Annotated in this window: 36 protein-coding genes; 4 read left to right on the plus strand and 32 right to left on the minus strand. The window is 68.2% G+C overall.

All coding sequences use genetic code 11. The features are described 5' to 3' along the window. From eccB to rpsH, 17 genes are all read right to left on the minus strand, one after another. A partial coding sequence (eccB, locus tag HMPREF9719_RS07630; RefSeq protein ID WP_004601413.1) for a type VII secretion protein EccB occupies positions 1-474 on the minus strand: 474 nt, incomplete at its 3' end. A 100-nt stretch (positions 475-574) separates the two neighbouring features. Further along, the gene (locus tag HMPREF9719_RS07635; RefSeq protein ID WP_004601414.1) at positions 575-1,459 is read right to left on the minus strand and encodes a tRNA pseudouridine synthase A; all 885 of its coding nucleotides are present in this window, start codon (positions 1,457-1,459) and stop codon (positions 575-577) included. Then, complete coding sequence (locus tag HMPREF9719_RS07640; RefSeq protein WP_004601415.1) at positions 1,443-1,808, minus strand: PRC-barrel domain-containing protein; 366 nt, start codon at positions 1,806-1,808, stop codon at positions 1,443-1,445. The genes HMPREF9719_RS07635 and HMPREF9719_RS07640 overlap by 17 nt, the downstream gene beginning before the upstream one ends. Positions 1,809-2,045: 237 nt before the next feature. After that, positions 2,046-2,585: a 50S ribosomal protein L17 gene (gene rplQ, locus HMPREF9719_RS07645; RefSeq protein WP_004601416.1), complete on the minus strand. Its 540-nt coding sequence runs from the start codon at positions 2,583-2,585 to the stop codon at positions 2,046-2,048. 37 nt (positions 2,586-2,622) lie between these two features. Then, positions 2,623-3,636: a DNA-directed RNA polymerase subunit alpha gene (locus tag HMPREF9719_RS07650; protein WP_004601417.1), complete on the minus strand. Its 1,014-nt coding sequence runs from the start codon at positions 3,634-3,636 to the stop codon at positions 2,623-2,625. A 141-nt stretch (positions 3,637-3,777) separates the two neighbouring features. Then, the gene (gene rpsD / locus HMPREF9719_RS07655; protein WP_004601418.1) at positions 3,778-4,383 is read right to left on the minus strand and encodes a 30S ribosomal protein S4; all 606 of its coding nucleotides are present in this window, start codon (positions 4,381-4,383) and stop codon (positions 3,778-3,780) included. 21 nt (positions 4,384-4,404) lie between these two features. Then, positions 4,405-4,809, minus strand: coding sequence for a 30S ribosomal protein S11 (gene rpsK / locus HMPREF9719_RS07660; RefSeq protein WP_004601419.1), 405 nt, complete (start codon positions 4,807-4,809; stop codon positions 4,405-4,407). A gap of 3 nt (positions 4,810-4,812) precedes the next feature. After that, entirely contained in the window at positions 4,813-5,181 is a 369-nt protein-coding gene (gene rpsM / locus HMPREF9719_RS07665; RefSeq protein ID WP_004601420.1) for a 30S ribosomal protein S13, read from the minus strand. A 218-nt stretch (positions 5,182-5,399) separates the two neighbouring features. Next, complete coding sequence (infA, locus tag HMPREF9719_RS07670; RefSeq protein ID WP_004601421.1) at positions 5,400-5,618, minus strand: translation initiation factor IF-1; 219 nt, start codon at positions 5,616-5,618, stop codon at positions 5,400-5,402. Between the two features lie 233 nt (positions 5,619-5,851). Then, positions 5,852-6,403 (minus strand): adenylate kinase, encoded by a 552-nt coding sequence (locus tag HMPREF9719_RS07675; RefSeq protein ID WP_004601422.1) that lies wholly within the window; start codon positions 6,401-6,403, stop codon positions 5,852-5,854. Next, a complete protein-coding gene (gene secY / locus HMPREF9719_RS07680; RefSeq protein ID WP_004601423.1) occupies positions 6,400-7,728 on the minus strand; it encodes a preprotein translocase subunit SecY in 1,329 nt (442 codons plus the stop codon). The genes HMPREF9719_RS07675 and secY overlap by 4 nt, the downstream gene beginning before the upstream one ends. Before the next feature lie 338 nt (positions 7,729-8,066). Next, positions 8,067-8,519, minus strand: coding sequence for a 50S ribosomal protein L15 (gene rplO / locus HMPREF9719_RS07685; RefSeq protein WP_004601424.1), 453 nt, complete (start codon positions 8,517-8,519; stop codon positions 8,067-8,069). Between the two features lie 5 nt (positions 8,520-8,524). Further along, on the minus strand, positions 8,525-8,710 hold the full coding sequence (gene rpmD / locus HMPREF9719_RS07690; protein ID WP_004601425.1) for a 50S ribosomal protein L30: 186 nt from the start codon (positions 8,708-8,710) through the stop codon (positions 8,525-8,527). Between the two features lie 3 nt (positions 8,711-8,713). After that, positions 8,714-9,319: a 30S ribosomal protein S5 gene (gene rpsE, locus HMPREF9719_RS07695; protein ID WP_004601426.1), complete on the minus strand. Its 606-nt coding sequence runs from the start codon at positions 9,317-9,319 to the stop codon at positions 8,714-8,716. A gap of 40 nt (positions 9,320-9,359) precedes the next feature. Then, positions 9,360-9,764 carry a 50S ribosomal protein L18 gene (gene rplR, locus HMPREF9719_RS07700; protein ID WP_004601427.1) on the minus strand — a complete coding sequence of 135 codons (405 nt, stop codon included), beginning with the start codon at positions 9,762-9,764 and terminating at the stop codon, positions 9,360-9,362. A 2-nt stretch (positions 9,765-9,766) separates the two neighbouring features. Further along, positions 9,767-10,303: a 50S ribosomal protein L6 gene (gene rplF / locus HMPREF9719_RS07705; protein ID WP_004601428.1), complete on the minus strand. Its 537-nt coding sequence runs from the start codon at positions 10,301-10,303 to the stop codon at positions 9,767-9,769. A 17-nt stretch (positions 10,304-10,320) separates the two neighbouring features. After that, entirely contained in the window at positions 10,321-10,719 is a 399-nt protein-coding gene (gene rpsH, locus HMPREF9719_RS07710; protein WP_004601429.1) for a 30S ribosomal protein S8, read from the minus strand. Between the two features lie 353 nt (positions 10,720-11,072). Between rpsH and HMPREF9719_RS07715 the strand changes: the two genes are divergently transcribed. Together HMPREF9719_RS07715 and fdhD are read left to right on the plus strand one after the other, a co-directional pair. After that, positions 11,073-11,417 (plus strand): DUF6457 domain-containing protein, encoded by a 345-nt coding sequence (locus HMPREF9719_RS07715; RefSeq protein WP_004601430.1) that lies wholly within the window; start codon positions 11,073-11,075, stop codon positions 11,415-11,417. 59 nt (positions 11,418-11,476) lie between these two features. Continuing rightward, the gene (fdhD, locus tag HMPREF9719_RS07720) at positions 11,477-12,346 is read left to right on the plus strand and encodes a formate dehydrogenase accessory sulfurtransferase FdhD (RefSeq protein WP_004601431.1); all 870 of its coding nucleotides are present in this window, start codon (positions 11,477-11,479) and stop codon (positions 12,344-12,346) included. On the opposite strand, the gene HMPREF9719_RS07725 is transcribed toward fdhD, so the two are convergent. The 4 genes from HMPREF9719_RS07725 to rplN all read right to left on the minus strand — a co-directional run bounded on the left by HMPREF9719_RS07725 (position 12,315) and on the right by rplN (position 14,594). Next, positions 12,315-13,100: a formate/nitrite transporter family protein gene (locus HMPREF9719_RS07725; protein WP_004601432.1), complete on the minus strand. Its 786-nt coding sequence runs from the start codon at positions 13,098-13,100 to the stop codon at positions 12,315-12,317. The genes fdhD and HMPREF9719_RS07725 overlap by 32 nt on opposite strands. Positions 13,101-13,325: 225 nt before the next feature. Further along, positions 13,326-13,910: a 50S ribosomal protein L5 gene (gene rplE, locus HMPREF9719_RS07730; protein WP_004601433.1), complete on the minus strand. Its 585-nt coding sequence runs from the start codon at positions 13,908-13,910 to the stop codon at positions 13,326-13,328. Then, positions 13,911-14,225 (minus strand): 50S ribosomal protein L24, encoded by a 315-nt coding sequence (gene rplX / locus HMPREF9719_RS07735; RefSeq protein ID WP_004601434.1) that lies wholly within the window; start codon positions 14,223-14,225, stop codon positions 13,911-13,913. Then, a complete protein-coding gene (rplN, locus tag HMPREF9719_RS07740; RefSeq protein WP_004601435.1) occupies positions 14,226-14,594 on the minus strand; it encodes a 50S ribosomal protein L14 in 369 nt (122 codons plus the stop codon). Positions 14,595-15,311: 717 nt separating this feature from the next. On the opposite strand from rplN, the gene HMPREF9719_RS09670 reads away from it, so the two are divergent. Continuing rightward, complete coding sequence (locus tag HMPREF9719_RS09670) at positions 15,312-15,479, plus strand: hypothetical protein (protein WP_004601436.1); 168 nt, start codon at positions 15,312-15,314, stop codon at positions 15,477-15,479. Between the two features lie 102 nt (positions 15,480-15,581). On the opposite strand, the gene rpsQ is transcribed toward HMPREF9719_RS09670, so the two are convergent. The 11 genes from rpsQ to rpsJ are packed head-to-tail and all read right to left on the minus strand — an operon-like array spanning position 15,582 to position 20,731. Beyond that, entirely contained in the window at positions 15,582-15,863 is a 282-nt protein-coding gene (gene rpsQ, locus HMPREF9719_RS07745) for a 30S ribosomal protein S17 (RefSeq protein WP_038076071.1), read from the minus strand. Between the two features lie 2 nt (positions 15,864-15,865). Beyond that, a complete protein-coding gene (gene rpmC / locus HMPREF9719_RS07750) occupies positions 15,866-16,096 on the minus strand; it encodes a 50S ribosomal protein L29 (RefSeq protein WP_004601438.1) in 231 nt (76 codons plus the stop codon). Further along, the gene (gene rplP / locus HMPREF9719_RS07755) at positions 16,096-16,512 is read right to left on the minus strand and encodes a 50S ribosomal protein L16 (RefSeq protein ID WP_004601439.1); all 417 of its coding nucleotides are present in this window, start codon (positions 16,510-16,512) and stop codon (positions 16,096-16,098) included. The genes rpmC and rplP overlap by 1 nt, the downstream gene beginning before the upstream one ends. Before the next feature lie 3 nt (positions 16,513-16,515). Next, positions 16,516-17,250: a 30S ribosomal protein S3 gene (rpsC, locus tag HMPREF9719_RS07760; protein WP_004601440.1), complete on the minus strand. Its 735-nt coding sequence runs from the start codon at positions 17,248-17,250 to the stop codon at positions 16,516-16,518. Next, the gene (gene rplV, locus HMPREF9719_RS07765) at positions 17,251-17,613 is read right to left on the minus strand and encodes a 50S ribosomal protein L22 (protein ID WP_004601441.1); all 363 of its coding nucleotides are present in this window, start codon (positions 17,611-17,613) and stop codon (positions 17,251-17,253) included. 3 nt (positions 17,614-17,616) lie between these two features. Continuing rightward, complete coding sequence (rpsS, locus tag HMPREF9719_RS07770) at positions 17,617-17,895, minus strand: 30S ribosomal protein S19 (RefSeq protein ID WP_004601442.1); 279 nt, start codon at positions 17,893-17,895, stop codon at positions 17,617-17,619. Between the two features lie 19 nt (positions 17,896-17,914). Beyond that, positions 17,915-18,748 (minus strand): 50S ribosomal protein L2, encoded by an 834-nt coding sequence (gene rplB, locus HMPREF9719_RS07775; protein ID WP_004601443.1) that lies wholly within the window; start codon positions 18,746-18,748, stop codon positions 17,915-17,917. Positions 18,749-18,777: 29 nt separating this feature from the next. Continuing rightward, on the minus strand, positions 18,778-19,086 hold the full coding sequence (rplW, locus tag HMPREF9719_RS07780; RefSeq protein ID WP_004601444.1) for a 50S ribosomal protein L23: 309 nt from the start codon (positions 19,084-19,086) through the stop codon (positions 18,778-18,780). After that, a complete protein-coding gene (gene rplD, locus HMPREF9719_RS07785) occupies positions 19,087-19,740 on the minus strand; it encodes a 50S ribosomal protein L4 (protein ID WP_004601445.1) in 654 nt (217 codons plus the stop codon). After that, positions 19,737-20,393 carry a 50S ribosomal protein L3 gene (gene rplC / locus HMPREF9719_RS07790; protein WP_004601446.1) on the minus strand — a complete coding sequence of 219 codons (657 nt, stop codon included), beginning with the start codon at positions 20,391-20,393 and terminating at the stop codon, positions 19,737-19,739. Before rplC ends, rplD begins: the two co-directional genes overlap by 4 nt. Before the next feature lie 32 nt (positions 20,394-20,425). Continuing rightward, a complete protein-coding gene (gene rpsJ / locus HMPREF9719_RS07795; RefSeq protein WP_004601447.1) occupies positions 20,426-20,731 on the minus strand; it encodes a 30S ribosomal protein S10 in 306 nt (101 codons plus the stop codon). Between the two features lie 757 nt (positions 20,732-21,488). Here rpsJ and HMPREF9719_RS07800 point away from each other — a divergent pair. Further along, entirely contained in the window at positions 21,489-21,953 is a 465-nt protein-coding gene (locus tag HMPREF9719_RS07800; protein WP_004601448.1) for an Asp23/Gls24 family envelope stress response protein, read from the plus strand. Positions 21,954-22,094 lie beyond the last annotated feature (141 nt).

A 22,094-nucleotide genomic window follows, 5' to 3' on the forward strand; every position in this document is an offset into this window, starting at 1 on the left:
CTCGACGGTTATCGTGCCGTCCGGCTCGAGGCAGGCCGCCCAGCGGCGCCCGCCATCGTCGTCGGCGAGCGCCCCGGGCGCGCCCGGGATGCCCAGCGGCAGGCCGAGCTCCGCGCCGGCGAGCACGGCGTCTCCGATGCGGGCGGGATCGGCGGGCTGGCCGGCGGCGAGCCTCGCCGTGGCGAGGTTGTCCGCGGGGTGGTAACGCTCCCCGAGCAGCACGTAGAGCCCGCCGGCGTCGTCCTCGACGATCGGGGCGCCGCGCGGATCCGGGTCGGGAGAGACCAGAGCGATAAGCCCCGCCGCGCCGAGCGCCAGGGCGAGCGCCACGAGCCCGAAAAGCAGCGCGCGCCCGCGGCGGCGCAGCGGGTCGTGGACCATGCGCACGTCGCCGAGCACGAGCCCGTGGTGCAGGCGCCGCTGCAAAAACCGGTGCCCCGAGACCTGCGCCTTCGTCGTCGATGCCAGCGCCACCGGCCGCCTCCCCTCGCCCTCTCAGGCGCCGGGGAATCTCGGGCCGGCGCCGCCGGTGGGCTTGGACGCCGACGAGCGGCGGCCCGGTTCCCGGCGGGAGCTACACGGCGGGCCTCGTTGCGCGCGTGGCGCGCGCCCGCTCCGCGAGCTCCTCGTCGGGCGGGTAGTCGACGGCGACGAGGGTGAGCCCGCAGGCCGGGGCGACCGGCACCGCCGAGGAGCGCTCCCGCTCGTTGAGCAGGCCGGCGCTCGCGGCCGGATCGCGGCGCCCCTCCCCCACCGCGAGGCACCAGCCCACCAGGGAGCGCACCATCGACCAGCAGAACGCGTCGGCGACGACGTCCGCCTCGAGCACGCCGGGCTCCTCCGGGGTGGAGCAGTCGCGCCACGTGAACGCCTCGAGGTCGCGCACCGTCGTCGCGTGCGGCTTCGCCCGGCAGAACGCCGCGAAGTCGTGCAGCCCGACGAGCGCGTCGGCCGCGACCTGCGCGAGCCCCAGATCCACGGGCTTCGGCCACGAGGCGGTGTCGACCCGCCGGGTGGGAAGCGGACCCGCGGGCGCCGTGGAGACCCGGTAGCGGTAGCGGCGCCGCAGCGCCGAGAAGCGCGCGTCGAAGCCCGGCGGAGCGACCGTGGCGCCGGTGAGGGAAACGTCGCCCGGCAGCAGCCGGCTCATGCGGCGCACGAGGCGCGCCGGGTTCCCGCCGATCGCGCGCTGGTTGAGGCTCTCTGCGGGCACGTCGGCGTGGGCGACCTGCCCGGCGGCGTGCACCCCGCGATCCGTGCGACCAGCGACGGTGAGCTCGACGGGGGCGCGCAGCACCAGGGAGAGGGCGTCTGCGAGCGTGCCCTCAACCGTGCGCAGCTCGGGGTCGGCCTGCTTCGCCCAGCCGTGGAAGCCGGTGCCGTCGTAGGCGAGATCCAGCCTCAGACGCACCGTCTCCCCGGGGTCCTGCGCCCCCTCGCTGCTAGGAGGCGCGCTCATCGTCGTACGAACCCTGCAGGCCGGTGATCTCCGGGGCGTCGTCGACGCCGAAGTACGAGAGCAGCTCGCGCTGCTGGGTCTTGGTGAGCTGCTGGCCCGTGTCCGGGTCGGGCGCGCCCTTGATGGACTCGCGGGTGAAGCCGAGGGTGAGGCGGTCCCCCTCGAGGCGCGCGCCGCGCAGCGGCACAACGCTGCTGGAGAGCCCGAAGAGCCCGTGGCCGACCTCCGCGAAGATGGGGCGCAGCGTCGCGTCGTGGACGTAGACCTCCTTGACCGACCCGAGGCGCTCGCCCTCCGAGTCGTAGGCGGTGGCGTCGAACAGCGCCTTGACGTCTTCCTTCGACTTCATCCCGAAATCACCTCACACCTGTCGCGATCGATCACTAAACAAACCCAGGCGCCGGGGTGGGCGCGGCGTCTCCCGCGGGCCCCTGCGGCCGATTGCGCCCAGCCTACCCGCCCGCCTCGTCCCCGCCGGCGGGTAGTAAGAAACACCAAAGCGGGCCCCGACGCTCAACAGGTGAGCGTCGGGGCCCGCGTGGTGGGCCTCCCGGGGTATCAGCCCCGGGGCGAACCGATGGAAAAGTTACTTCTCCTCGGAGTCGGCGTCGGCCTCGCCGGCGGCCGCCTCGGCGGCGGCGTCGGTCTCGGCGGCGGCCTCCGCCTCGGGGTCGGCCTGGGTCTCCTCGGCCGGCTCGTTGGACTTCGCGTCCTCGTCGGCGGCCTTCGAGGCGGCGACCCGCTCGGAGCGGGAGTCCTTCTTCTCGACCGGCTCGAGCACCAGCGAGATCTGGGACATCGGCGCGTTGTCGCCGACGCGGTTCTCGAGCTTGATGATGCGGGTGTAGCCGCCGTCGCGGCCCTCGAACTGCGGGGCGAGCTCGTCGAACAGGCGGGCCACGGCCGGCTTGTTCGGGACCTTGGCGAGCACCTCGCGGCGCTTGGCCAGCGAGCCGTCCTTCGCCTTGGTGATCAGCTTCTCCGCGTAGGGGCGCAGCGCCTTCGCCTTGGCGTCGGTCGTCCGGATCGAGTCGTGCTCGAACAGGGAGGCCGCCAGGTTCGACAGGAGGCGCCGCTGGTGGCTGGGGGACCCGCCGAGCCGAGGACCCTTCTTCGGGGTGGGCATAATTTACTCCTCGTGTGCTTGGGTTGAAACGGGCTTCTTACTCGTTGTCGTCGTCGCCGCTGTCGACGAAGTCGCCGGTCTCGGCGTCGTAGCCCTCGACCTGGGTGGGATCGAAGTCCTCCGGGGCGTCCTTCAGGGTGAGCCCCAGGTTGGCGAGCTTGATCTTCACTTCGTTGATCGACTTCTGCCCGAAGTTGCGGATGTCGAGGAGGTCCGACTCGGAGCACTCGGCGAGCTCCCCGACGGTGTGGATCTCCTGGCGCTTGAGGCAGTTGTACGACCGCACCGAGAAGTTGAGGTCCTCGATCGGGGTGTTGTACGCCTGCTCGTAGCCGCTGTCCTGCGGCGACGGGCCGATCTCGATGCCCTCCATCGACTCGTTGAGCTCGCGCGCGAGCCCGAAGAGCTCGACCAGGGTCTTGCCCGCCGACGCCATCGCGTCGCGCGCGCTGATCGAGTTCTTCGTCTCGACGTCGACGGTGAGCTTGTCGAAGTCGGTGCGCTGCTCGACGCGGGTCGCCTCGACCTTGTAGCTCACCTTGAGCACCGGGGAGTAGATCTGGTCGACCGGGATGCGCCCGGCCTCCCCGCCGCCCGTCTCGGCGGCCGGGACGTAGCCGCGGCCGCGCTCGACGACGAGCTCCATGTTGATCGCGCCCTCGTCGTTGAGGGTCGCGAGCACGAGGTCGGGGTTGTGCACCTCGACGCCGGCGGGGGTGTCGATGTCCCCGGCGGTGACGGTGCCCGGGCCCTCCGCGCTGACGTACATGACGACCGGGTCGTCGGAGTCAGAGGACAGCACCATCGACTTGACGTTCAGGACGATGTCGGAGACGTCCTCCTTCACGCCCTGGATGGTCGTGAACTCGTGGAGCACCCCGTCGATCTTGATGCTGGTGACCGCCGCGCCCGGGATGGACGACAGAAGCGTCCGGCGCAGCGAGTTTCCGAGCGTGTAGCCGAAACCCGGCTCGAGCGGCTCGATGATGAACCGCGAGCGCGACTCCGAGACCTTCTCCTCAGAGAGGCTCGGCCGCTGAGAGATGAGCATTGAGACTTCTCCTCCGGCGCCCGCTATATGACGCCTGTCAGGTAAGCAGAAAAGTGGGACTTCGCTTCCTTATACCGGAAACGACGACGCTCGCGGGGCGATTTACGCCCCGCCAGGGTTTTTCGAAGCGAGTAGGGGCTACTACTTCGAGTAGTACTCGACGATGAGCTGTTCCTGGATCGGGATCTCGATCTGCGCGCGCTCCGGGAGCTGGTGGACCAGGATGCGCAGCGAGTCGGGAACGACCTGGAGCCAGGCGGGAACGACGGCGTCGCCGACGTAGTCCTGGGCCTCCTCGAACCAGTTCATCTTCCGCGAGCGGGACTCGACGTCGATGATGTCGTACTGCTTCACGCTGTAGGAGGGCACGTTGATCTTGCGCCCGTTGACCGTGAAGTGCCCGTGCGAGACGAGCTGGCGGGCCTGGCGGCGGGTGCGGGCCAGGCCGGCGCGGTAGATGACGTTGTCGAGCCGAGCCTCGAGCAGGATGACGAGGTTGTCGCCCGTCTTGCCCGGGCGGCGGTTCGCCTCCTCGTAGTAGTGACGGAACTGGTTCTCCATCACGCCGTAGGTGAAGCGGGCCTTCTGCTTCTCCTGCAGCTGGACGAGGTACTCCGACTCCTTGATGCGCGCCCGGCCGGCCTGTCCCGGCGGGTAGGGGCGGCGCTCGAAGGAGGTGTCGCCGCCGACGAGGTCGACGCGCAGGCGACGGGACTTACGGGTGGCAGGGCCGGTGTAACGAGCCATTGCTGTATTCCTTCCTTTCCCTTAAACGCGGCGACGCTTCGGGGGGCGGCACCCGTTGTGCGGCTGCGGCGTGACGTCCGAGATCGAGTTGACCTCGAGGCCGGCGGCCTGGAGGGAACGGATGGCGGTCTCACGGCCCGAGCCCGGGCCCTTGACGAACACGTCGATCTTCTTCATGCCGTGGTCCATGGCCTTGCGCGCGGCGTTCTCCGCGGCGAGCTGCGCGGCGAACGGCGTGGACTTGCGGGAGCCCTTGAAGCCCACGTGGCCCGACGACGCCCACGAGATGACGTCGCCGTTCGGCGCGGTAAGCGTCACGAGCGTGTTGTTGAAGGTCGACTTGATGTAGGCGTGGCCCTGGGCCACGTTCTTCTTCGGCGCGCGGCGCCCGCCCCGGCGGGCGCCCGAACGAGTCTTAGGAGGCATGGGTTACTTCTTCTTTCCGGCGATCGTCTTCTTCGGACCCTTGCGAGTGCGGGCGTTGGTCTTCGTGCGCTGCCCGCGGACCGGCAGGCCGCGGCGGTGCCGCAGGCCCTGGTAGCTGCCGATCTCGATCTTGCGGCGAATGTCGGCCTGCACCTGGCGGCGCAGGTCGCCCTCGACGGTGTAGTTCCGCTCGATGGCGTCGCGCAGCTGGGAGAGCTGCTCGTCGTTGAGGTCGTCCGTCCTAAGGTCCGGCGAGATGCCGGTCTCCGTCAGCAGCGCGGTCGCCGTGGACGGCCCGATGCCGTAGATGTAGGTGAGAGCGATCTCCACGCGCTTGTTGCGCGGGAGATCGACTCCAGCGAGACGTGCCATAAGGCATGTACCTTTCTGGATGCTGCGGTGGTTTTCTCCTCATCCATCCGGCCCGCCGATGCCCCACTCCCCCTCCCAGCAAGGCTGAAACGGGTTCGTGGGGCGCGGGCAGGCTCCGGCCACCGCGGCCGGAGGTAGACAAGCGCCAGCGGCGCGCGGGGCGTTTGTTAGCCCCGCCGCGCCGCCTTCACGCGCTCCGGGATAAGGAGGCTGGTCATTTACTTGTAGCGGTAGACGATGCGACCACGATCGAGGTCGTACGGGGACAGCTCGATGACGACGCGGTCCTCGGGGAGGATGCGGATGTAGTGCTGGCGCATCTTGCCGCTGATATGTGCCAGGACACGGTGTCCGTTATCGAGCTCGACTCGGAACATCGCGTTGGGCAGGGGCTCGACGACCCGGCCCTCGACTTCGATGGCGCCTTCCTTAGCCATATCCTCCACATTCCCGGCGGCGGGAAGCCCCGCCGCCTGTCGCGTTTGACTGCCGTCTACTGCTTCGCGGCGCGCACACGGGCGCGCGCCGCCTGATCAGTGTAATGGCAGCACGCCGCGGGCGGCAAGTAGCGCCCGAAGACGCGCGCGAGCCTAGAGACGCGGGAAGGGCCCCGGCCCGATCGGCCGGGGCCCTCGTCAGTGCCTCCTCGTGCTTCGCGCCGGAAAAGGAGCTAGGCGCGGCGGCGCAGCTCGTCGAGCGCGCGCTCGCTGATCTCCTCGACGGTGCCCTCCGCCTCGATGGTGATGAGCGAGCCCTCGTAGTGGTCGATCAGCGGGGCGGTCTCCTCGCGGTAGACCTTGAGGCGGTTCTTGATGGTCGCCTCGGTGTCGTCCTCGCGGCCGCGGGCGAGCATGCGCTCGACCACGGTGTCCTCGGAGACCTTGAAGTTGAGCACCCCGTCGAGCTTCACGCCCTTCGAGTCGAGCAGCCGGGTGAGGATCTCCGCCTGCTCGACGGTGCGCGGAAAGCCGTCGAGGAGGAAGCCGTCCTTCGCGTCGTCCTCGCCGAGCCGGTCCTCGACCATCCGGGCGGTGACGTCGGTTGGCACGAGCTCACCGACGTCCATGTAGGACTTGGCCTCCCGGCCGAGCTCCGTGTCGTTGCCGATGTTCGCGCGGAACAAGTCGCCGGTGGAGATGTGCGGGACGCCGAGCTCCTTGGAGAGGATCGCGGCCTGGGTTCCCTTGCCGGCCCCGGGAGGGCCTAGGAGTACGAGTCTCACTTGAGAAGTCCTTCGTAGTTGCTTTGCAGGAGCTGGCTCTCGATCTGCTTGACGGTCGTCAGCGAGACCGACACGAGAATGAGGATCGCCGTGCCGCCGAAGGCCGCGAGCCCGCCGCCGGCGCCCTGGCTGCCGATCCCGAAGTCCAGCGCGATGTTCGGCAGGACCGCGATGAGCGCCAGGTAGATCGAGCCGACGAACAGGAGCCGGTTCATGACGTAGGCGAGGTACTGCGCGGTCGGCGTGCCCGGGCGGATGCCCGGGATAAAGCCACCGTACTTCTTCATGTTGTCCGCCTGGTCGCGCGGGTCGTACTGCACGGAGACGTAGAAGTACGAGAAGAAGATGACCAGGACGAAGTAGATGAGGATGTAGACCCAGGAGCTCGGGGTCTGCAGGTAGGCGATGACGTTGTTCTGCCACCAGTTGTCCGGCGGCGTGGTGCGCCCGGAGTTGACGATCTCGGTGATGAGCACCGGCATGTAGATCAGCGAAGAGGCGAAGATCACCGGGATGACGCCAGCCTGGTTGACCTTGAGCGGCAGGTAGGTGGAGCTGCCGCCGTACTGGCGACGGCCGACCATGCGCTTAGCGTACTGCACCGGGATGCGGCGCTGGCCCTGCTCGACGAACACGACGCCCACGACGAGCGCGATGACGGCGACGAGGATGATCCCGAAGACCAGCCCGCCGGAGTTGTTGAGGATCTGCACGCCGTCGGTGGGCAGGCGGGTGGCGATGCCCGCGAAGATGAGCAGCGACATGCCGTTGCCCACGCCCTTCTCGGTGATGAGCTCGCCCAGCCACATGATGAGCACCGCGCCGGAGGTGAGCACCAGGGTGAGCATGATGAGGTCCCAGATCGTCCGGTCCGGGTCGAGGACCTCGACGCCGGGCCCAAGCAGCTGCTGGCGGTCCGCGAGCGCGACGATGCCCGAGGACTGCAGAAGCGCGAGTGCCACGGTGAGGTAGCGGGTGTACTGGGTCATCTTCGCCTGACCCGACTGCCCCTCCTTCTTCAGCTGCTCGAACTTCGGGATGACGACGGTGAGCAGCTGGACGATGATCGCCGAGGTGATGTACGGCATGATCCCGATCGCGAAGACCGAGAGCTGCAACAGCGCCCCGCCCGAGAAGAGGTTGATCAGGGAGTAGACGCTGCCCTGGTCCTCGGACAGCTCCTCCAGCCGGCCGCTGATCTGGGTGTAGTCGACGCCGGGCGCGGGGATCTGCGCTCCGATGCGGTACAGGATGATCAGGCCGAGGGTAAAGAGGATCTTTCGGCGCAGATCGGCATCCTTGAATACCTGGATGATGGCGGACACGTATCCTCCTGGCGCCACCGCTCGCCCCGGCCCGGGCTAATGCCGCCCGGGCGCCACGCGGGCGCGATCGATGAGCAAGTGTTCGTGGGATGGGGCCGGGGGCGTCACCGAGGGTCGCCACCGCCGCCGGCCGAAGGACGTTAAGGACGGTCATACCCTACCAGCACCGCCCAGCCGCGCCGAAGCATACCCATAGTGTTGCCTGACTGCCGGGCGGGCGCGCGGGGGTCCCCGCGCACGACAACGGGGCCCGCGGGGAGCGCGATTGCTCCCTGCGGGCCCCGGGGTGCCGTCACCCCCGCGCGGCCGTCGGCCGCGGGCGGGGATGGGGCGGCGTGTTACTTCGAGGTCGCGGTGGCGCTGCCGCCGGCGGCCTCGATCTTCTCCTTAGCGGAGCCGGAGAACTTGTCCGCGGTGACGTCGAGCTTGACGTCGACGTCGCCGCCGCCGAGCACCTTGACCGGCTGCTTCGGGCGGACGAGCCCCTTGGCCGCGATGTCCTTCGCGGAGACCTCGCCGCCCTCCGGGAAGGCCTTGGCCAGGTCGCCGACGTTGACGACCTGGTAGACGACCTTGTTCGGGTTCTTGAAGCCGCGCAGCTTCGGAAGCCGCATCTGCAGCGGCATCTGGCCGCCCTCGAACCAGGCCGGCACCTGCTTGCGGGCGCGGGTGCCCTTGGTGCCGCGACCGGCGGTCGTGCCCTTCGAACCGTTTCCGCGACCAACGCGCTGCTTGGGCCGGTTGGCCCCCTTCGCGGGGCGCAGGTCGTGGAGCTTGATGATGTCGCTCATGCTATCTACTCCCCTGCAACTTCTTCGACGTCCACCAGGTGGCGGACGACGCGGATCATCCCGCGGGTCGAGGCATTATCCGGCTGGACCACCGAGTGGCGGATCCGCTTGAGCCCCAGGCTCTGCATCGTCGCGCGCTGCTCCGGGCGGGCGCCGACGAGGCCGCGGGTTTGGGTAATCTTCAACGCCATCGTCTAGGCCTCCTGTCCAGCGCGGGCGCGCAGCATCCGGGCGGGCGCCACCTCGTCGACGGTCTTGCCGCGGCGGGCAGCGACCTCCTCCGGGCGGTGCAGGGACTTCAGGCCCTTGACCGTCGCGTGGACCACGTTGATGTGGTTCGCCGAGCCCAGCGACTTCGCGAGGATGTCCTGCACGCCAGCGCACTCGAGCACCGGGCGGGCCGCGCCGCCGGCGATGACACCGGTACCGGGGGCGGCCGGCTTGAGCAGCACCTTGCCCGCCGAATCCTCGCCGAGGACCGGGTGGGTGATGGTGCCGCCGACCATGGGCACGCGGAAGAAGTTCTTGCGAGCCTCCTCGGAGCCCTTCTGGATCGCGGCCGGCACCTCCTTGGCCTTGCCGTAGCCGACGCCGACCATGCCCTGGCCGTCGCCGACGATCACGAGCGCGGTGAAGCTGAAGCGGCGGCCGCCCTTGACGACCTTCGCCACGCGGTTGATGGTGACGACCCGCTCGATGTACTTGTCCCGCTCGTCGTGGCGGCCGCCACGACGGTCGTTCCTCTTCTTGTTCCGGTCGTCGGCGGAGCGTCCGCCGTCGCGCCGTTCACGTCCCGGCATTACGCGTTCCTTCCGTTCGAGTTCTTCGCGATGTTCTGCATTAGAAGTCCAGGCCACCTTCCCTGGCGGCATCGGCCAGAGCGGCGATGCGGCCGTGGTACTTGTAGCCGCCGCGGTCGAAGACCACCTGGGCGATGCCCGCGTCCTTCGCCCGCTTGGCGATGAGCTCGCCGACCATCCGGCCCTTGGCGGACTTGTCGCCCTCCTTCTCGCGGATCTCCGGCTCGACGGTGGAGGCCGAGACCAGGGTGTGGCCCACGGTGTCGTCGATGACCTGAGCGTGCATGTGCCGCGACGAGCGGTGCACGGCGAGCCGCGGGCGCTCCGGGGTGCCCTTCAGGGTCTTGCGAAGACGCTCGTGCCGGCGGACACGCGCCTCGCGCCGACGGGTGGAGATGTCCTTGCCCACCGGCTTGCGGTTGTTTTTGTCTTCCGAAGTGCTCATGATTACTTACCCGTCTTTCCGACCTTGCGGCGGATCTGCTCACCCTCGTAGCGGATCCCCTTGCCCTTGTACGGATCGTCCTTGCGCAGCCGACGGATGTTGGCGGCTACCTGGCCCACCTGCTGCTTGTCGATGCCGGTGATCGAGAACTTCGTGTTCCCGTCCACGGCGAACGAGATGCCCTCCGGGGGCTCGATGAGCACGGGGTGGGAGTAGCCGAGCGCGAACTCGAGGGCGCTGCCCTTGGCCTGCACGCGGTAGCCCACGCCGAAGATCTCCATCTTCGTGGTGTAGCCCTCGGTGACGCCGATGACGCTGTTGTTGATCAGCGAGCGCGACAGCCCGTGCAAGGAACGGCTCTTGTAGTGGTCGTCGGGGCGCTTGAGCACGATCTTGTCGTCCTCGACGGCAACGGTGATCGGCTCGGGAACGTCCACGGACAGGGTGCCCTTGGGCCCCTTGACCTCAACGTGCTGGCCGTCGATCGTGGGCTCGACGCCGGAGGGGATGGCGATGGGTTCGTTACCAACTCGCGACATGAGAGTTCCTTCCTCCTTTACCAGACGTAGGCGAGAACTTCCCCGCCCACGCCCTTCTCGCTCGCCTGCCGATCGGTGAGCAGCCCGCGCGACGTGGAGATGATCGCCACGCCGAGGCCGCCGAGGACCTCGGGGAGCTCGTTGGCCTTCGCGTAGACGCGCAGGCCCGGCTTCGAGACGCGCCGAAGGCCGGTGATGGCCTCGTCGCGCTGGTCGCCGTACTTCAGCTCGATGGTGAGCGTGTTGCCCACCTTGGCCTCGTCGACGGAGTAATCGGTGATGTAGCCCTCCTGCTTGAGGATGTCGGCGATGTTCGCCTTGATCTTCGAGGAGGGCATGGACACGGACTCGTGGTGCGCGTGGTTCGCGTTGCGCACCCGAGACAGCATGTCCGCAATGGGATCAGACATGGTCATGGTGACCAACAGCCTTTCTCGCCACGGTTCCCCACCACCGCGTTCGCGTTTTCCGGGTGCTTGCGGGGCGACTCGACGCAGCGCGTGCTCAGCAGCACGCGTGCTCGCTGCCTGACTCCTTGAAAAAGCTTCTCACCCGGCCCGCTCCGGCATGGGGCCTATAGCAAAGTAGGTGTACAGTTGCTCGGCCCGCCTCGCCGTCGAGACAGGCCCGAAGGGCAAAGATACCTCGAGGACGCCGGCCACCCAAATCCGGCCGGCGCCTCCCACCTGCGGCAACTACACTGGCGCGCACACCGAGCCCCGCCAGGCGGCGGGGTGATAGACCTCGACCGCGGAAGGAGAGCGCCCCTATGGCCGACAAGAACAAGGACTCCGGGCTTCACACCACCTACCAGTGGCTCGAGGCGGCGGCCCGCGACCTCGACATCACCGAGGAGGTCCTCAAGCCGCTCGTGCCGCTTTTGCTCGACCTCACCAGCGACGTCGCGCACGGGCCCGCGCGCCCTGCCGCGCCGCTGACCGCCTTCCTCGTCGGGGTGGCCGCCGGGCGCCACACCTCCTCGACGACAAGCCCCGCCGGGCGGCTCACCGACGAGCGCGCCGGCGAGTTCATCGACGAGACCAAGCGCGCCATCGGCATCATCGACGACCTTCTCGAGCGCTACGAGGGCGGGTCTGACAAGAAGGACAGCTAACCACCCCCGCCCCCGCCCCGCGGCGGGCGCGGGCGACAACCGAGAGAAGGGAGCAATTCGTGCGCATCACCCCCACCGTCCCCGTCACCAAGGTGCGCATCACCGACGACGGGGACGTCACCACCGACACCCGCGCCGACGCGGTCGCCGGCGAGGAGCCCTTAGAGATCCACGTCGGGGGGCAGACCCTCACCACGACCATGCGCACCCCGGGCAACGACATCGAGCTCGCCCACGGGTTCCTCTACAGCGAGGGGCTCATCGACAAGGCGGAGGACCTGGCTGAGGCGCGCTACTGCGCGGGCGCGACCGACGGCTACAACTCGTACAACGTCCTCGACCTCGAGCTGGCGAGTCGTCAGCCGCTGCCGCCGGAGTTCATCCGCCCCGTGGAGACGACCTCCGCGTGCGGGGTGTGCGGGTCGACCTCCATCGAGCGGGTGCTCGACCGGCGCCGCCCGGAAATCGAGCCGCTACCCCTCGACCCCGGCTTCGTCGTCTCCCTGCCGGAACGGCTCCGCGCCCACCAGAAGGCGTTCCGCCGCACCGGCGGCATCCACGCCGCCGCCGCGGTCAACCAGGACGGCGAGGTGCTCGTCGCCCGCGAGGACATCGGGCGCCACAACGCCGTCGACAAGGTCGTCGGCTCGCTCATGCTCGACGGGGCGCTGCCCGCGACGGGCATGATCCTCGTGGTGAGCTCCCGGGCGTCCTTCGAGCTCGTGCAGAAGGCCGTCTCCGCGGGCTTCTCCGCTCTGGTGGCGGTTTCCGCGGCGAGCTCCATGGCCGTCGAGCTGGCCCGCGGCGCGGGGCTCGCGCTTGCGGGCTTCACCCGCCCGGGGCGCTTCAACCTCTACTCCGGGGAGCTCGCCGAGTCCGCCGCTCGAGCAGATGCGGCTAGTCCCGATAGGACTCCCGCCCGAGGTTGAGCCAGCCGTAGCCCCCGCCGATGAGCAGCCCGCCGCCAAGCAGGTTGCCAAGGAACACCAACCCCCACGCGACGGCGACGTTGCCCGGCGTGACCGAACCGGGCAGCTCCGCTCCGGAGAACAGCGCCGTGGAAATCAGGCTGAAGTCGGCGATGACGTTCTCTAGGCCCAGGCCGACGAAGATGGCGATCGTCGGGACGACGGCGAAAAACTTGTTGACGATGTCCTTCGCGTAGAGCGACGCGACGAAGGCCATGTTGACGACGAAGTTCGCGATGATCGCGTCAACGAAGAGCTCGGGGCCGTCCTTGCTGAGCTTGCCGTCGACCACCTCGAAGAGGAGGTGGTTCGGCCCCGCGTCTGAGAGCGCCGAGGAGAGCCCCAAAAGCCCGGCGACGATGACGACGCCGACGAGGTTGAGCAGCGTATTGACGACCAGCACGCCAAGCGAGCGCAGCCACCCGCAGCGCCCCTGCACCGCGCCGTAGCAGAAGAACATCATGTTTCCGGTCGCTAGCTCCGCGCCGAGCACGAGGATCGTGAAAAAGCCCAGCCCGAAGAGCAGCGCGAAGACCAGCGGCCCGGTGCCAGGTGCGATGGAGTCGACGATGTTGCCCGCGACGGTCGCGAAGATCGGCCCGACGGTGAGGTACGCGCCGGCGAGCAGGCTGCGCACCGCGTAGCGGCCGAAGTCGTAGCGGAACAGATCGATCTTCTTGTACACGGACGACTCGATCGAGTCATTGAGCGACAATCGCGAACCCCTTCCTCCACTCGCCCACGTGGGTCCCGGCCGGCTCCTCGCGGGCCCGGCCGACGGCGCCACGGCCGACCATCATACGAGAGCGGTTATCCATGCCTTGGAACGGGGCTCCGGTCCCGCGGCTCGGCGGGCCGAAACACAAACGTGGGCCCGCCGGGAAAACCCGGCGGGCCCAAGCAGCGCGAGGCGTTTGACGCGCCCCGCGGGGGTGAGGAGCTAGGCCTCGATGGCCTGGCGGTTGCCGTTCTTGTCCTTGAACGGGAAGCCGAGCAGGCGCAGCAGCGAGCGGCCCTCCTCGTTGTTGGTCGCGGTCGTCACGACGGTGATGTCCATGCCGCGCGGCCGGTCGATCTTGTCCACGTCGATCTCGTAGAACATCGTCTGCTCAGAGAGGCCGAACGTATAGTTGCCGTGGCCGTCGAACTGCCGGTCCGACAGGCCACGGAAGTCGCGGATGCGGGGCAGCGCGATGGTGAGGAGCCGGTCGAGGAACTCCCACATGCGATCGCCGCGCAGCGTCGCCTTGACGCCGATGGGCATGCCCTCGCGGAGCTTGAAGTTCGCGATGGACTTCTTCGCCCGGCGGATCTGCGGCTTCTGACCCGTGATGAGGGTGAGGTCGTTGATCGCGCCGTTGATGACCTTCGAGTCGCGCGCGGCCTCGCCGACACCCATGTTGACCACGATCTTCTCGAGGCCTGGGACCTGCATGACGTTCTGGTACTGGTACTTCTCGTCGAGCTTCCCGCGGATGGACTCGCGGTACTCGCGCTTGAGACGAGGGATGTACTTCTCGCTCATTTAGATGTCCTTCCCGTTGCGACGAGACACGCGGACCTTCTTGCCGTCCTCATCGAAGCGGTAGCCCACGCGGGTGGGGTTGCCGTCCGAGTCGAGGAGCATGACGTTGGAGACGTGGATCGGCGCCTCCGTGGTCACGATGCCGGTGTCCTCCGCGTTCGGATCGCCCGTGCGGTTCGCCACGTGCTTCGTCACGCGGTTGACGCCCTCGACGATGACGCGCTCGACCTTGGGACGAGCCTCGAGAACCTTGCCCTGGGCGCCCTTGTCGGGACCCGAGATGACCTGGACCATGTCGCCCTTGCGGATCTTCACCTAGATCACCTCCGGAGCAAGCGAAACGATCTTCATGAACTTCTTCTCGCGCAGCTCGCGGGCGACGGGCCCGAAGATGCGCGTGCCCCGCGGCTCGGTGTCGTTCTTGATGAGAACGGCGGCGTTCTCGTCGAACGCGATGTAGGAGCCGTCCGAGCGACGGGTCTCCTTCTTGGTGCGGACAATGACCGCCTTGACGACGTCGCCGGCCTTGACGTTGCCGCCCGGCACGGCCTCCTTCACCGTCGCCACGATCGTGTCGCCGATCCCCGCGAAGCGTCGCGTCGAGCCACCCAGCACGCGGATGGTGAGGAGCTCGCGAGCCCCGGTGTTATCGGCGACCTTGAGGCGCGATTCCTGTTGAATCACAGCTGGTCTCCTGACCTGGTTGTTCTGTGCGTAAAGATTTCCGTCCTTCGACGCACGTGGTCGTCGTGTACTACGAGCGCAGCAGGGCCGCCACGCGGGCGGCGGGGACGCGGTTCGGAACGCACCACTCCCCATGCTGCACGGCTAGACAATATTACCCCTCCGGCCCGCCAGTGCCAAGTCCGACCGGCACGGCCCGGCGGTCGCCCGGACGCGCGCCGACGGGGCGGCCGTCTCGTCCCCACGCTGCCCGAGCGCACGGCCACCCGTTTCCCCCATCCCGTGAGCCGCCGGGCGGCGCCTAGGGGACTCCAGGGCACATTTATTTCACGCTTAGGTTTATTCGTTCAGGGACCTATAAGCGACATAGGCGCAGGCCACCGGCAGTTCGATCTCCCTTTTCTCAAGACCGGAGCCGGCTTTGCTTTTGCCCCGTAACATATGAATTGCGTCGCATATACGCCGCCGCCGCGGCGCAGCCGAGCGAGCGGTGCACCGCCCGTGCGCTCGGGCTGCACGGCGCAATGGGGAAGGGAGCGTCATCGTGGCCCCGCGACTGCCGACACCGCGACGTGCGGCGCCCGGTACCGGGCCCGCCGCTGCGGTCCCGCCGAGTCATCCGGTAGCGCTGCGACGGCGGCCCGCGGGCGCATGGTCGCGCTTCCCGGTCCGACGCCTTTTTAACGAACGGAAAACTACCCGAGGAGGAGACGAAACGTGGACGTTTTAGCGATTATCGCATCGGTACTGCTGGGAATCTCGCCCATCGTGGCCAGCATCGCGCTACTGGTCTTCGTGATCCTGGCGTTCGTCTCGCTGCGCCGCATCAGGAAGCACCTCGACGGCACGCTCGGTAGCAAAGAGGACGGCGAGCACGAGCGCTAGAACCGGCGCTAGATAGAGGAACGGCCCCGACCATCCCTAGCGGGTGGTCGGGGCCGTGTCGCCCAAAAGGGCCGCGGCGGGGTTACCGCGCCCCGGATGGCCTTACTTCGCGCGCTCGAGGATCTCCACGAGGCGGAAGTGCTTCTGCTTCGAGATCGGGGCGGTCTCCTCGATCCGAACGAGGTCGCCGACGCCGGCGGTGCTGTCCTCGTCGTGGACCTTCACGCGGTTGTTGCGCCGCATGATCTTGCCGTAGAGGGCGTGACGCTTGCGGTCCTCGAGCTCCACGACGATGGTCTTCTCCATCTTGTCGGAGACGACGTAGCCGGAGCGGACCTTGCGGGCGCCCTTGTCCTTAGTGTTCTCCACGTTTACCTCACTCACGTTTAGTCCTCAGCCCCGGGAGCCACGGAGAGACCGAGCTCGCGCTCGCGGATAACCGTGTAGATGCGGGCGATGTCGCGCTTGACCGTGCGGAGCCGCTGGTTGTCGGTGAGCTGCCCGGTGGCCAGCTGGAACCGCAGGTTGAAGAGCTCTTCCTTCGCGTCCGCGAGCTTCTCGTCGAGCTCCTTCGCGTCCAGCTCGCGGAACTCGTGGGCGGGGGTACCGGATGCCATTAGTACTGGTCCTCCTTCTTGATGATGCGGACCTTGCAGGGAAGCTTCGCACCCGCGCGCCGCAGCGCCTCGAGCGCGACCTCCTCGTTGGGGTAGGTCATCTCGAAGAGGATGCGGCCCGGCTTGACGTTCGCGACCCACTTCTCCACGGGGCCCTTACCGGAACCCATGCGCACGCCGAGCGGCTTCTGGGTCAGGGGGCGATCCGGGAAGATGTTGATCCACACCTTGCCGCCGCGCTTGACGTGGCGGTTGATGGAGATACGCGCCGCCTCGATCTGCCGGTTGGTGACGTACGCCGGCTCGAGGGCCTGGAGGGCGTAGTCGCCGAAGCTGATCTTCGTGCCGCCCTTGGACACGCCCCGGCGGGTCGGCCGGTGCTGGCGGCGGTACTTCACGCGCTTAGGGATGAGCATGCGTTATGCCTCCTTCTTCTCGGCGCGCGACCGGCGCTGCCCGCCCCGGCGGGGCCGCCCGCCGCGGCCGCGGCGCTCGCGCGCGGCGTTGATCTCGCTCTCGCGGCGCCCGCCGACGACGTCGCCCTTGTAGATCCACACCTTCACACCGATGCGGCCGAAGGTGGTGTGGGCCTCGTGGAGGCCGTAGTCGATCTCCGCGCGGAGGGTGTGCAGGGGCACGCGGCCCTCGTGGTAGCGCTCGGTGCGGGACATCTCCGCGCCGCCGAGGCGGCCGGAGCACTGCACCTTGATGCCCTTGACCTGCGGCTGGCGCATCGCGGACTGGATGGCCTTGCGCATGGCGCGGCGGAACGCGACGCGGTTGGCGAGCTGGTCGGCGATGTTCTGCGCGACGAGCTTCGCGTTGGCGTCGATGTTCTTGACCTCAAGGATGTTCAGCGCGACCTGCTTGCCGGTGAGCTTCTCGAGCTCGCGGCGGATGCGGTCGGCCTCCGAGCCGCGGCGGCCGATGACGATGCCCGGCCGGGCGGTGTGGATGTCGACGCGGACCCGGTCGCGGGTGCGCTGGATGACGACGTCGGCGATGCCGGCGCGGTCAAGACCCGTCGAGAAGTAGTCGCGGATCTTGTTGTCTTCCTTGACGTAGCTGGCGTAGTCCTTCTCGGCGAACCAGTGGGACTTCCAGTCGGAAGTAATGCCCAGCCGGAGGCCGTGAGGATGAATCTTCTGGCCCACTTACTTGGCCCCTTCCTTCTGGCTCTCGACAACCACGGTGATGTGGCTGGTGCGCTTACGGATCTGGAATGCGCGCCCCTGGGCGCGAGGCTGGAACCGGCGCATGGTCGGCCCCTCGGTGGCGTAGATCTCCGAGATCACGAGGCTGTCGCGGTCGAGCCCGAAGTTGTTCTCCGCGTTCGCGGCCGCGGAGTTGACGACCTTCGCGACCGGGGTCGCGGCGCTCTGCGGCGCGTACTTGAGGATCGCGAGGGCCTCGGCCACCGGCTTGCCGCGCACGAGGTCGATGACCCGGCGGGCCTTGAGCGTGCTCGTGCGCACGTAGCGCGCCGTCGCGCGGGCGGAAGTGATGGTCTCACTCATCGCTTATCGACGTCCCTTCTTGTCGTCCTTCACGTGGCCACGGAAGGTCTTGGTGGGAGCGAACTCGCCAAGCTTGTGGCCGACCATCGAATCGTCGACGTAGACCGGCACGTGCTTGCGCCCGTCGTGCACGGCGAACGTGTGGCCGATGAAGTCCGGCAGGATCGTGGAACGGCGGGACCAGGTCTTGATGACCTGCTTGGTGCCCTTCTCGTTCTGAGCATCCACCTTGTTGAGGAGGTGCTCATCGACGAACGGGCCCTTCTTAAGGCTGCGTGGCATAGCTGTCTAACCTCCTCAGTTAGCGCTTCTTCGACCGGCGACGACGCACGATCATGTTGTTGGAGTACCGGTTCGGGTTCCGGGTCCGGCCCTCCTTCTTGCCCCACGGGGACACGGGGTGGCGGCCGCCCGAGGTGCGGCCCTCGCCGCCGCCGTGCGGGTGGTCGACCGGGTTCATGACCACGCCGCGCACGGTCGGGCGGATGCCCCGCCAGCGGTTGCGGCCGGCCTTGCCCCAGCGGATGTTGATCTGGTCGGCGTTGCCGACCTCGCCGATGGTGGCCCGGCAGCTCAGCTCCACGCGGCGAATCTCGGAGGAGGGCATGCGCAGCGTCGCGTACTTGCCCTCCTTGCCGAGCAGCTGGATGGAGGAGCCGGCCGAGCGCGCGAGCTTCGCGCCCGCGCCAGGCTTGAGCTCGACGTTGTGGATCGTCGTACCGGTCGGGATGTTCGCCAGCGGGAGGTTGTTGCCCACCTTGATGTCCGCGCCCGGGCCCGCCTCGACGATGGTGCCCTGCTTCAGGCCCGCCGGGGCGACGATGTAGCGCTTCTCGCCGTCGACGTAGTGCAAAAGCGCGATGTTCGCGGTGCGGTTCGGGTCGTACTCGATGTGAGCGACCTTCGCCGGGATGCCGTCCTTGTCGTTGCGGCGGAAGTCGATGACCCGGTAGCGGCGCTTGTGCCCGCCGCCCTTGTGGCGGGTCGTGATGCGGCCGTGGACGTTGCGCCCGCCGGTCTTCGGCAGGGGACGCAGCAGGCTCTTCTCCGGCTTCGAGCGGGTGATCTCGCTGAAGGTGGAGACGGAGCTGTTGCGGCGACCGGGAGTTGTCGGCTTGTACTTACGAATAGCCATAGTGCTTCCTTAGTCGGTCGATTCTCGTCTTAGGCGGCGGAGCCGCCGAAGATGTCGATGGGATCGCTGCCGTCCCGGAGGGTCACGTAGGCGCGTTTGGTGTCCTTGCGGCGGCCCCAGCCGCCGGTGCGGGTGCGCTTGCGCTTGCCCTGCCGATTGACGGTGTTGACCGACGCGACCTTGACGCCGAAGATCTTCTCCACGGCGTCGCGGATCTGCGTCTTGTGAGCGTCCTTGGCCACGTAGAACGTGTAGGTGTTCTGCTCCATGAGGCCGTAGGACTTCTCGGAGACGACGGGCGCGACGATGATGTCGCGCGGGTTATCCGATCGGCTCATTTACTTCTCCTCCTTAACGGCGCCGAGGGCGCGGTCGATGAAGGCCTCGAGCGCCGCCTTGGAGAACACCACGTCGTCGGACTTGATGACGTCGTAGGTGTTGAGCTGCGACGGCACGAGGATGTGCACGTCGGGCAGGTTGTTGGCGCTGCGCCGCGCGTTGAGGTCCTCGGCCTGGACGACGAGCAGCACGTTCTTGCGGCCGGTGAGGCGCTCGAGGAACGAGCGGGCCGCCTTGGTGGACGGCTTGGTGCCCGGCACGAGCTCCTCGACGACGTGGATCCGGTCGTTCGCGGCGCGGTTCGAGAGCGCCCCGTGCAGCGCGGCGCGCTTCATCTTCTTCGGGGTGCGCTGCGAGTAGTCGCGCGGCTTCGGGCCGTGGACGATCCCGCCGCCGGTGAACTGCGGCGCGCGGATCGAGCCCTGGCGGGCCCGGCCGGTGCCCTTCTGGCGGTACGGCTTCTTGCCGCCGCCGCGCACCTCGCCGCGGGTCTTGGTCGAGTGGGTGCCCTGGCGCGCCGCCGCGAGCTGCGCGACGACGACCTGGTGGGTCAGCTCGATGGAGGCCTCCCGCTCGAAGATCTCGGAGGGGAGCTCCACCTGGCCGTTGGTGTTGCCGTCCGCGGTGTGGACGTCAAGCTTCAGATTGGTCATGCTCGTGCACCGCCCTTCACTGCGGTCTTAACGGTGACGATGCCGCCCTTCGCGCCGGGGATGGCGCCCTTGATGAGGAGCAGGTTGGCATCGGAATCGATCTTCTGCACCTTGAGGTTCTGGGTGGTCACCTTGTCCTGGCCCATGCGGCCGGCCATGCGCTTGCCCTTGAGCACGCGGCCCGGGGTCGACGCCTGGCCGATGGAGCCCACGCGGCGGTGGGCGGCCTGGTTACCGTGAGCGGCACCCTGCCCGGCGAACCCGTGGCGCTTCATGCCGCCGGCGTAGCCGTGGCCCTTGCTGGTGCCGGTCACGTCGACGAACTCGACACCGTCGAAGATGTCGACGGTGATGTGCTGGCCCAGCTCGTAGCCGGAGACGTCGTCGACGCGCAGCTCCGCGACGTGGCGCCGCGGGGTGACGCCGGCCTTCTTGAAGTGCCCGGCCTGCGGCTTGTTCACCTTGCGCGGGTCGATCTCGCCGTAGGCGATCTGCACGGCGTTGTAGCCGTCCGTCTCCTCGGTGCGGATCTGGGTCACCACGCAGGGGCCCGCCTCGATCACGGTCACCGGAACGACGCGGTTCTGGTCATCGAAGACCTGGGTCATGCCGAGCTTGGTGCCCAGAATGCCCTTCAGTTCGTTATCGCTCATGAGTTATTCTCCGCCAAAGTCGTAGTCGTCGATCACTGAATGTTGACATCGACGCTCGCCGGGAGGTCCATGCGCATGAGCGCATCGACCGTCTTCGGCGTCGGGTCGAGGATGTCGATGAGGCGCTTGTGGGTGCGCATCTCGAAGTGCTCGCGAGAGTCCTTGTACTTGTGGGGAGAACGAATAACGGCGTACACGTTCTTCTCGGTAGGCAGCGGCACAGGCCCGACAACACGGGCACCCGTGCGGGTGACCGTCTCGACGATCTTCCGCGCGGACGCGTCGATCGCCTCGTGGTCGTAGGCCTTAAGCCGAATGCGGATCTTCTGTCCCGCCACGCTTGTCCTCTTCCTCGCTCATGCCCACTTCCCTTCGGCCGTGGCCCGGGTCCTCAAGGCCCGCGCCCCGCCCGCCGGGAGCGGTGGGCTATTCGCTTTCGGTCTTCTCTATGCGCGTTGTTCCTGGATCAGGGGCCCGGGTACAACGCCAGTCATCGTTGCCGCCCGCCATCGAAGGGTGCAGTGGATCGGGCGCCGGCTCAAAAGAAAGCAGCGCCTTAGTTCCTACCGCCCCGCGCCTATCGACGGCCGGGCGCCAAGCCCCGTGGAAGCCGCGAGGACCGCGGCGCGACCGGTCGCTGCCGGCGGCGCGTGGCGGTCCCTTGTGCAAACACAAGGGGTGTACTGCCGCTGTTCTTTTGCCATGCCCCTTCTCCAGCCTTCGGTCTCGGGACTGCCGCTCCTTGGAGACGACCTACCCCGATCGCGAAGCCTTCGTTGGGGGACTGCGGCCCGCGGCTCTCGCCGCCAGCCTCGAAGCCACCATGCAAAGGTGTCATGTTCGCTTCACCAGCGACGCCTCGCGATTCCTACCTGGTGACCCGCGTTTGGGCACGCCAAGCAGCGACACGAGACGCCGTGTCAAAGCAACTTGGCTATTAAAGCACGTCACCGGCCCTCCCGCAAACCGGCGGCGCCCCCGCGTTCGGGGGCGGACACGCCGGGCCTTCCTATAATCGGCCGCGTCAGCCCGGGCGGGCGCGCCCCGGCCACCTGGCCGGCCCGCGCCTTTCGCCCGCAGCCGCTGTAATAAGGAATGGAGCACACCGTGGCCGAGCAGAACGCGCCCCAGACCCCCGCCCCCGCCACGACCCCCGCGGACGAGCCCAACTCCGGGCTCGGCAACACGCTCATCGACGAGACCGTCGTCGCGAAGATCGCCGGGCTCGCCGCCCACGAGGTCACCGGCGTCTACCGGCTCGGCGGCGGCGCGGCCCGCGCCGTCGGCGCTCTCCGGGAGAGCCTCGGAGCCGCCGAAAACTACCACCAGGGCATCACCGTCGAGGTCGGCGAGCGCCAGGCCGCCGTCGACATCCTCATCGTCGCCGAGTACGGGGTCGCCATCCACGAGATGGCCGAGGCCGTGCGCATCAACGCAGCGCGCGCCATCGAGCGCATGACCGGCCTCGAGGTCACCGAGGTCAACGTCACGGTTACCGACATCCACCTCCCCGACGAGGACGGGGGCGACGACGAGAGCCGCTCCAGCCGCGTCCGCTAATACCCCGTTACCGTGGTTCGCGTCCCGGCCAGCCCAGCTAGGCTCGGGACCGGTCGCTGGCCTCGGCATGCCTGTCCTGCCCTGTCTGCACAATGATCCGGGGGGTGTTGCCACCGAGGTACCAGGACGCGCTCGACGGCC

This window comes from Corynebacterium otitidis ATCC 51513 (genome assembly GCF_000296405.1).
GTDB classification, from domain to species: domain Bacteria; phylum Actinomycetota; class Actinomycetes; order Mycobacteriales; family Mycobacteriaceae; genus Corynebacterium; species Corynebacterium otitidis.

Bases quoted from the DNA above. Each gene is read 5' to 3' on its own strand.
- HMPREF9719_RS07635 (WP_004601414.1), bottom strand. From the start codon at position 1,459: ATGAGCGCGCCTCCTAGCAGCGAGGGGGCGCAGGACCCCGGGGAGACG.
- HMPREF9719_RS07640 (WP_004601415.1), bottom strand. From the start codon at position 1,808: ATGAAGTCGAAGGAAGACGTCAAGGCGCTGTTCGACGCCACCGCCTAC.
- rplQ (WP_004601416.1), bottom strand. From the start codon at position 2,585: ATGCCCACCCCGAAGAAGGGTCCTCGGCTCGGCGGGTCCCCCAGCCAC.
- HMPREF9719_RS07650 (WP_004601417.1), bottom strand. From the start codon at position 3,636: ATGCTCATCTCTCAGCGGCCGAGCCTCTCTGAGGAGAAGGTCTCGGAG.
- rpsD (WP_004601418.1), bottom strand. From the start codon at position 4,383: ATGGCTCGTTACACCGGCCCTGCCACCCGTAAGTCCCGTCGCCTGCGC.
- rpsK (WP_004601419.1), bottom strand. From the start codon at position 4,809: ATGCCTCCTAAGACTCGTTCGGGCGCCCGCCGGGGCGGGCGCCGCGCG.
- rpsM (WP_004601420.1), bottom strand. From the start codon at position 5,181: ATGGCACGTCTCGCTGGAGTCGATCTCCCGCGCAACAAGCGCGTGGAG.
- infA (WP_004601421.1), bottom strand. From the start codon at position 5,618: ATGGCTAAGGAAGGCGCCATCGAAGTCGAGGGCCGGGTCGTCGAGCCC.
- rplO (WP_004601424.1), bottom strand. From the start codon at position 8,519: ATGAGCGACATCATCAAGCTCCACGACCTGCGCCCCGCGAAGGGGGCC.
- rpmD (WP_004601425.1), bottom strand. From the start codon at position 8,710: ATGGCGTTGAAGATTACCCAAACCCGCGGCCTCGTCGGCGCCCGCCCG.
- rpsE (WP_004601426.1), bottom strand. From the start codon at position 9,319: ATGCCGGGACGTGAACGGCGCGACGGCGGACGCTCCGCCGACGACCGG.
- rplR (WP_004601427.1), bottom strand. From the start codon at position 9,764: ATGAGCACTTCGGAAGACAAAAACAACCGCAAGCCGGTGGGCAAGGAC.
- rplF (WP_004601428.1), bottom strand. From the start codon at position 10,303: ATGTCGCGAGTTGGTAACGAACCCATCGCCATCCCCTCCGGCGTCGAG.
- rpsH (WP_004601429.1), bottom strand. From the start codon at position 10,719: ATGACCATGTCTGATCCCATTGCGGACATGCTGTCTCGGGTGCGCAAC.
- HMPREF9719_RS07715 (WP_004601430.1), top strand. From the start codon at position 11,073: ATGGCCGACAAGAACAAGGACTCCGGGCTTCACACCACCTACCAGTGG.
- rplE (WP_004601433.1), bottom strand. From the start codon at position 13,910: ATGAGCGAGAAGTACATCCCTCGTCTCAAGCGCGAGTACCGCGAGTCC.
- rpmC (WP_004601438.1), bottom strand. From the start codon at position 16,096: ATGGCATCCGGTACCCCCGCCCACGAGTTCCGCGAGCTGGACGCGAAG.
- rplP (WP_004601439.1), bottom strand. From the start codon at position 16,512: ATGCTCATCCCTAAGCGCGTGAAGTACCGCCGCCAGCACCGGCCGACC.
- rplV (WP_004601441.1), bottom strand. From the start codon at position 17,613: ATGAGTGAGACCATCACTTCCGCCCGCGCGACGGCGCGCTACGTGCGC.
- rpsS (WP_004601442.1), bottom strand. From the start codon at position 17,895: ATGCCACGCAGCCTTAAGAAGGGCCCGTTCGTCGATGAGCACCTCCTC.
- rplB (WP_004601443.1), bottom strand. From the start codon at position 18,748: ATGGCTATTCGTAAGTACAAGCCGACAACTCCCGGTCGCCGCAACAGC.
- rplW (WP_004601444.1), bottom strand. From the start codon at position 19,086: ATGAGCCGATCGGATAACCCGCGCGACATCATCGTCGCGCCCGTCGTC.
- rplD (WP_004601445.1), bottom strand. From the start codon at position 19,740: ATGACCAATCTGAAGCTTGACGTCCACACCGCGGACGGCAACACCAAC.
- rplC (WP_004601446.1), bottom strand. From the start codon at position 20,393: ATGAGCGATAACGAACTGAAGGGCATTCTGGGCACCAAGCTCGGCATG.
- HMPREF9719_RS07800 (WP_004601448.1), top strand. From the start codon at position 21,489: ATGGAGCACACCGTGGCCGAGCAGAACGCGCCCCAGACCCCCGCCCCC.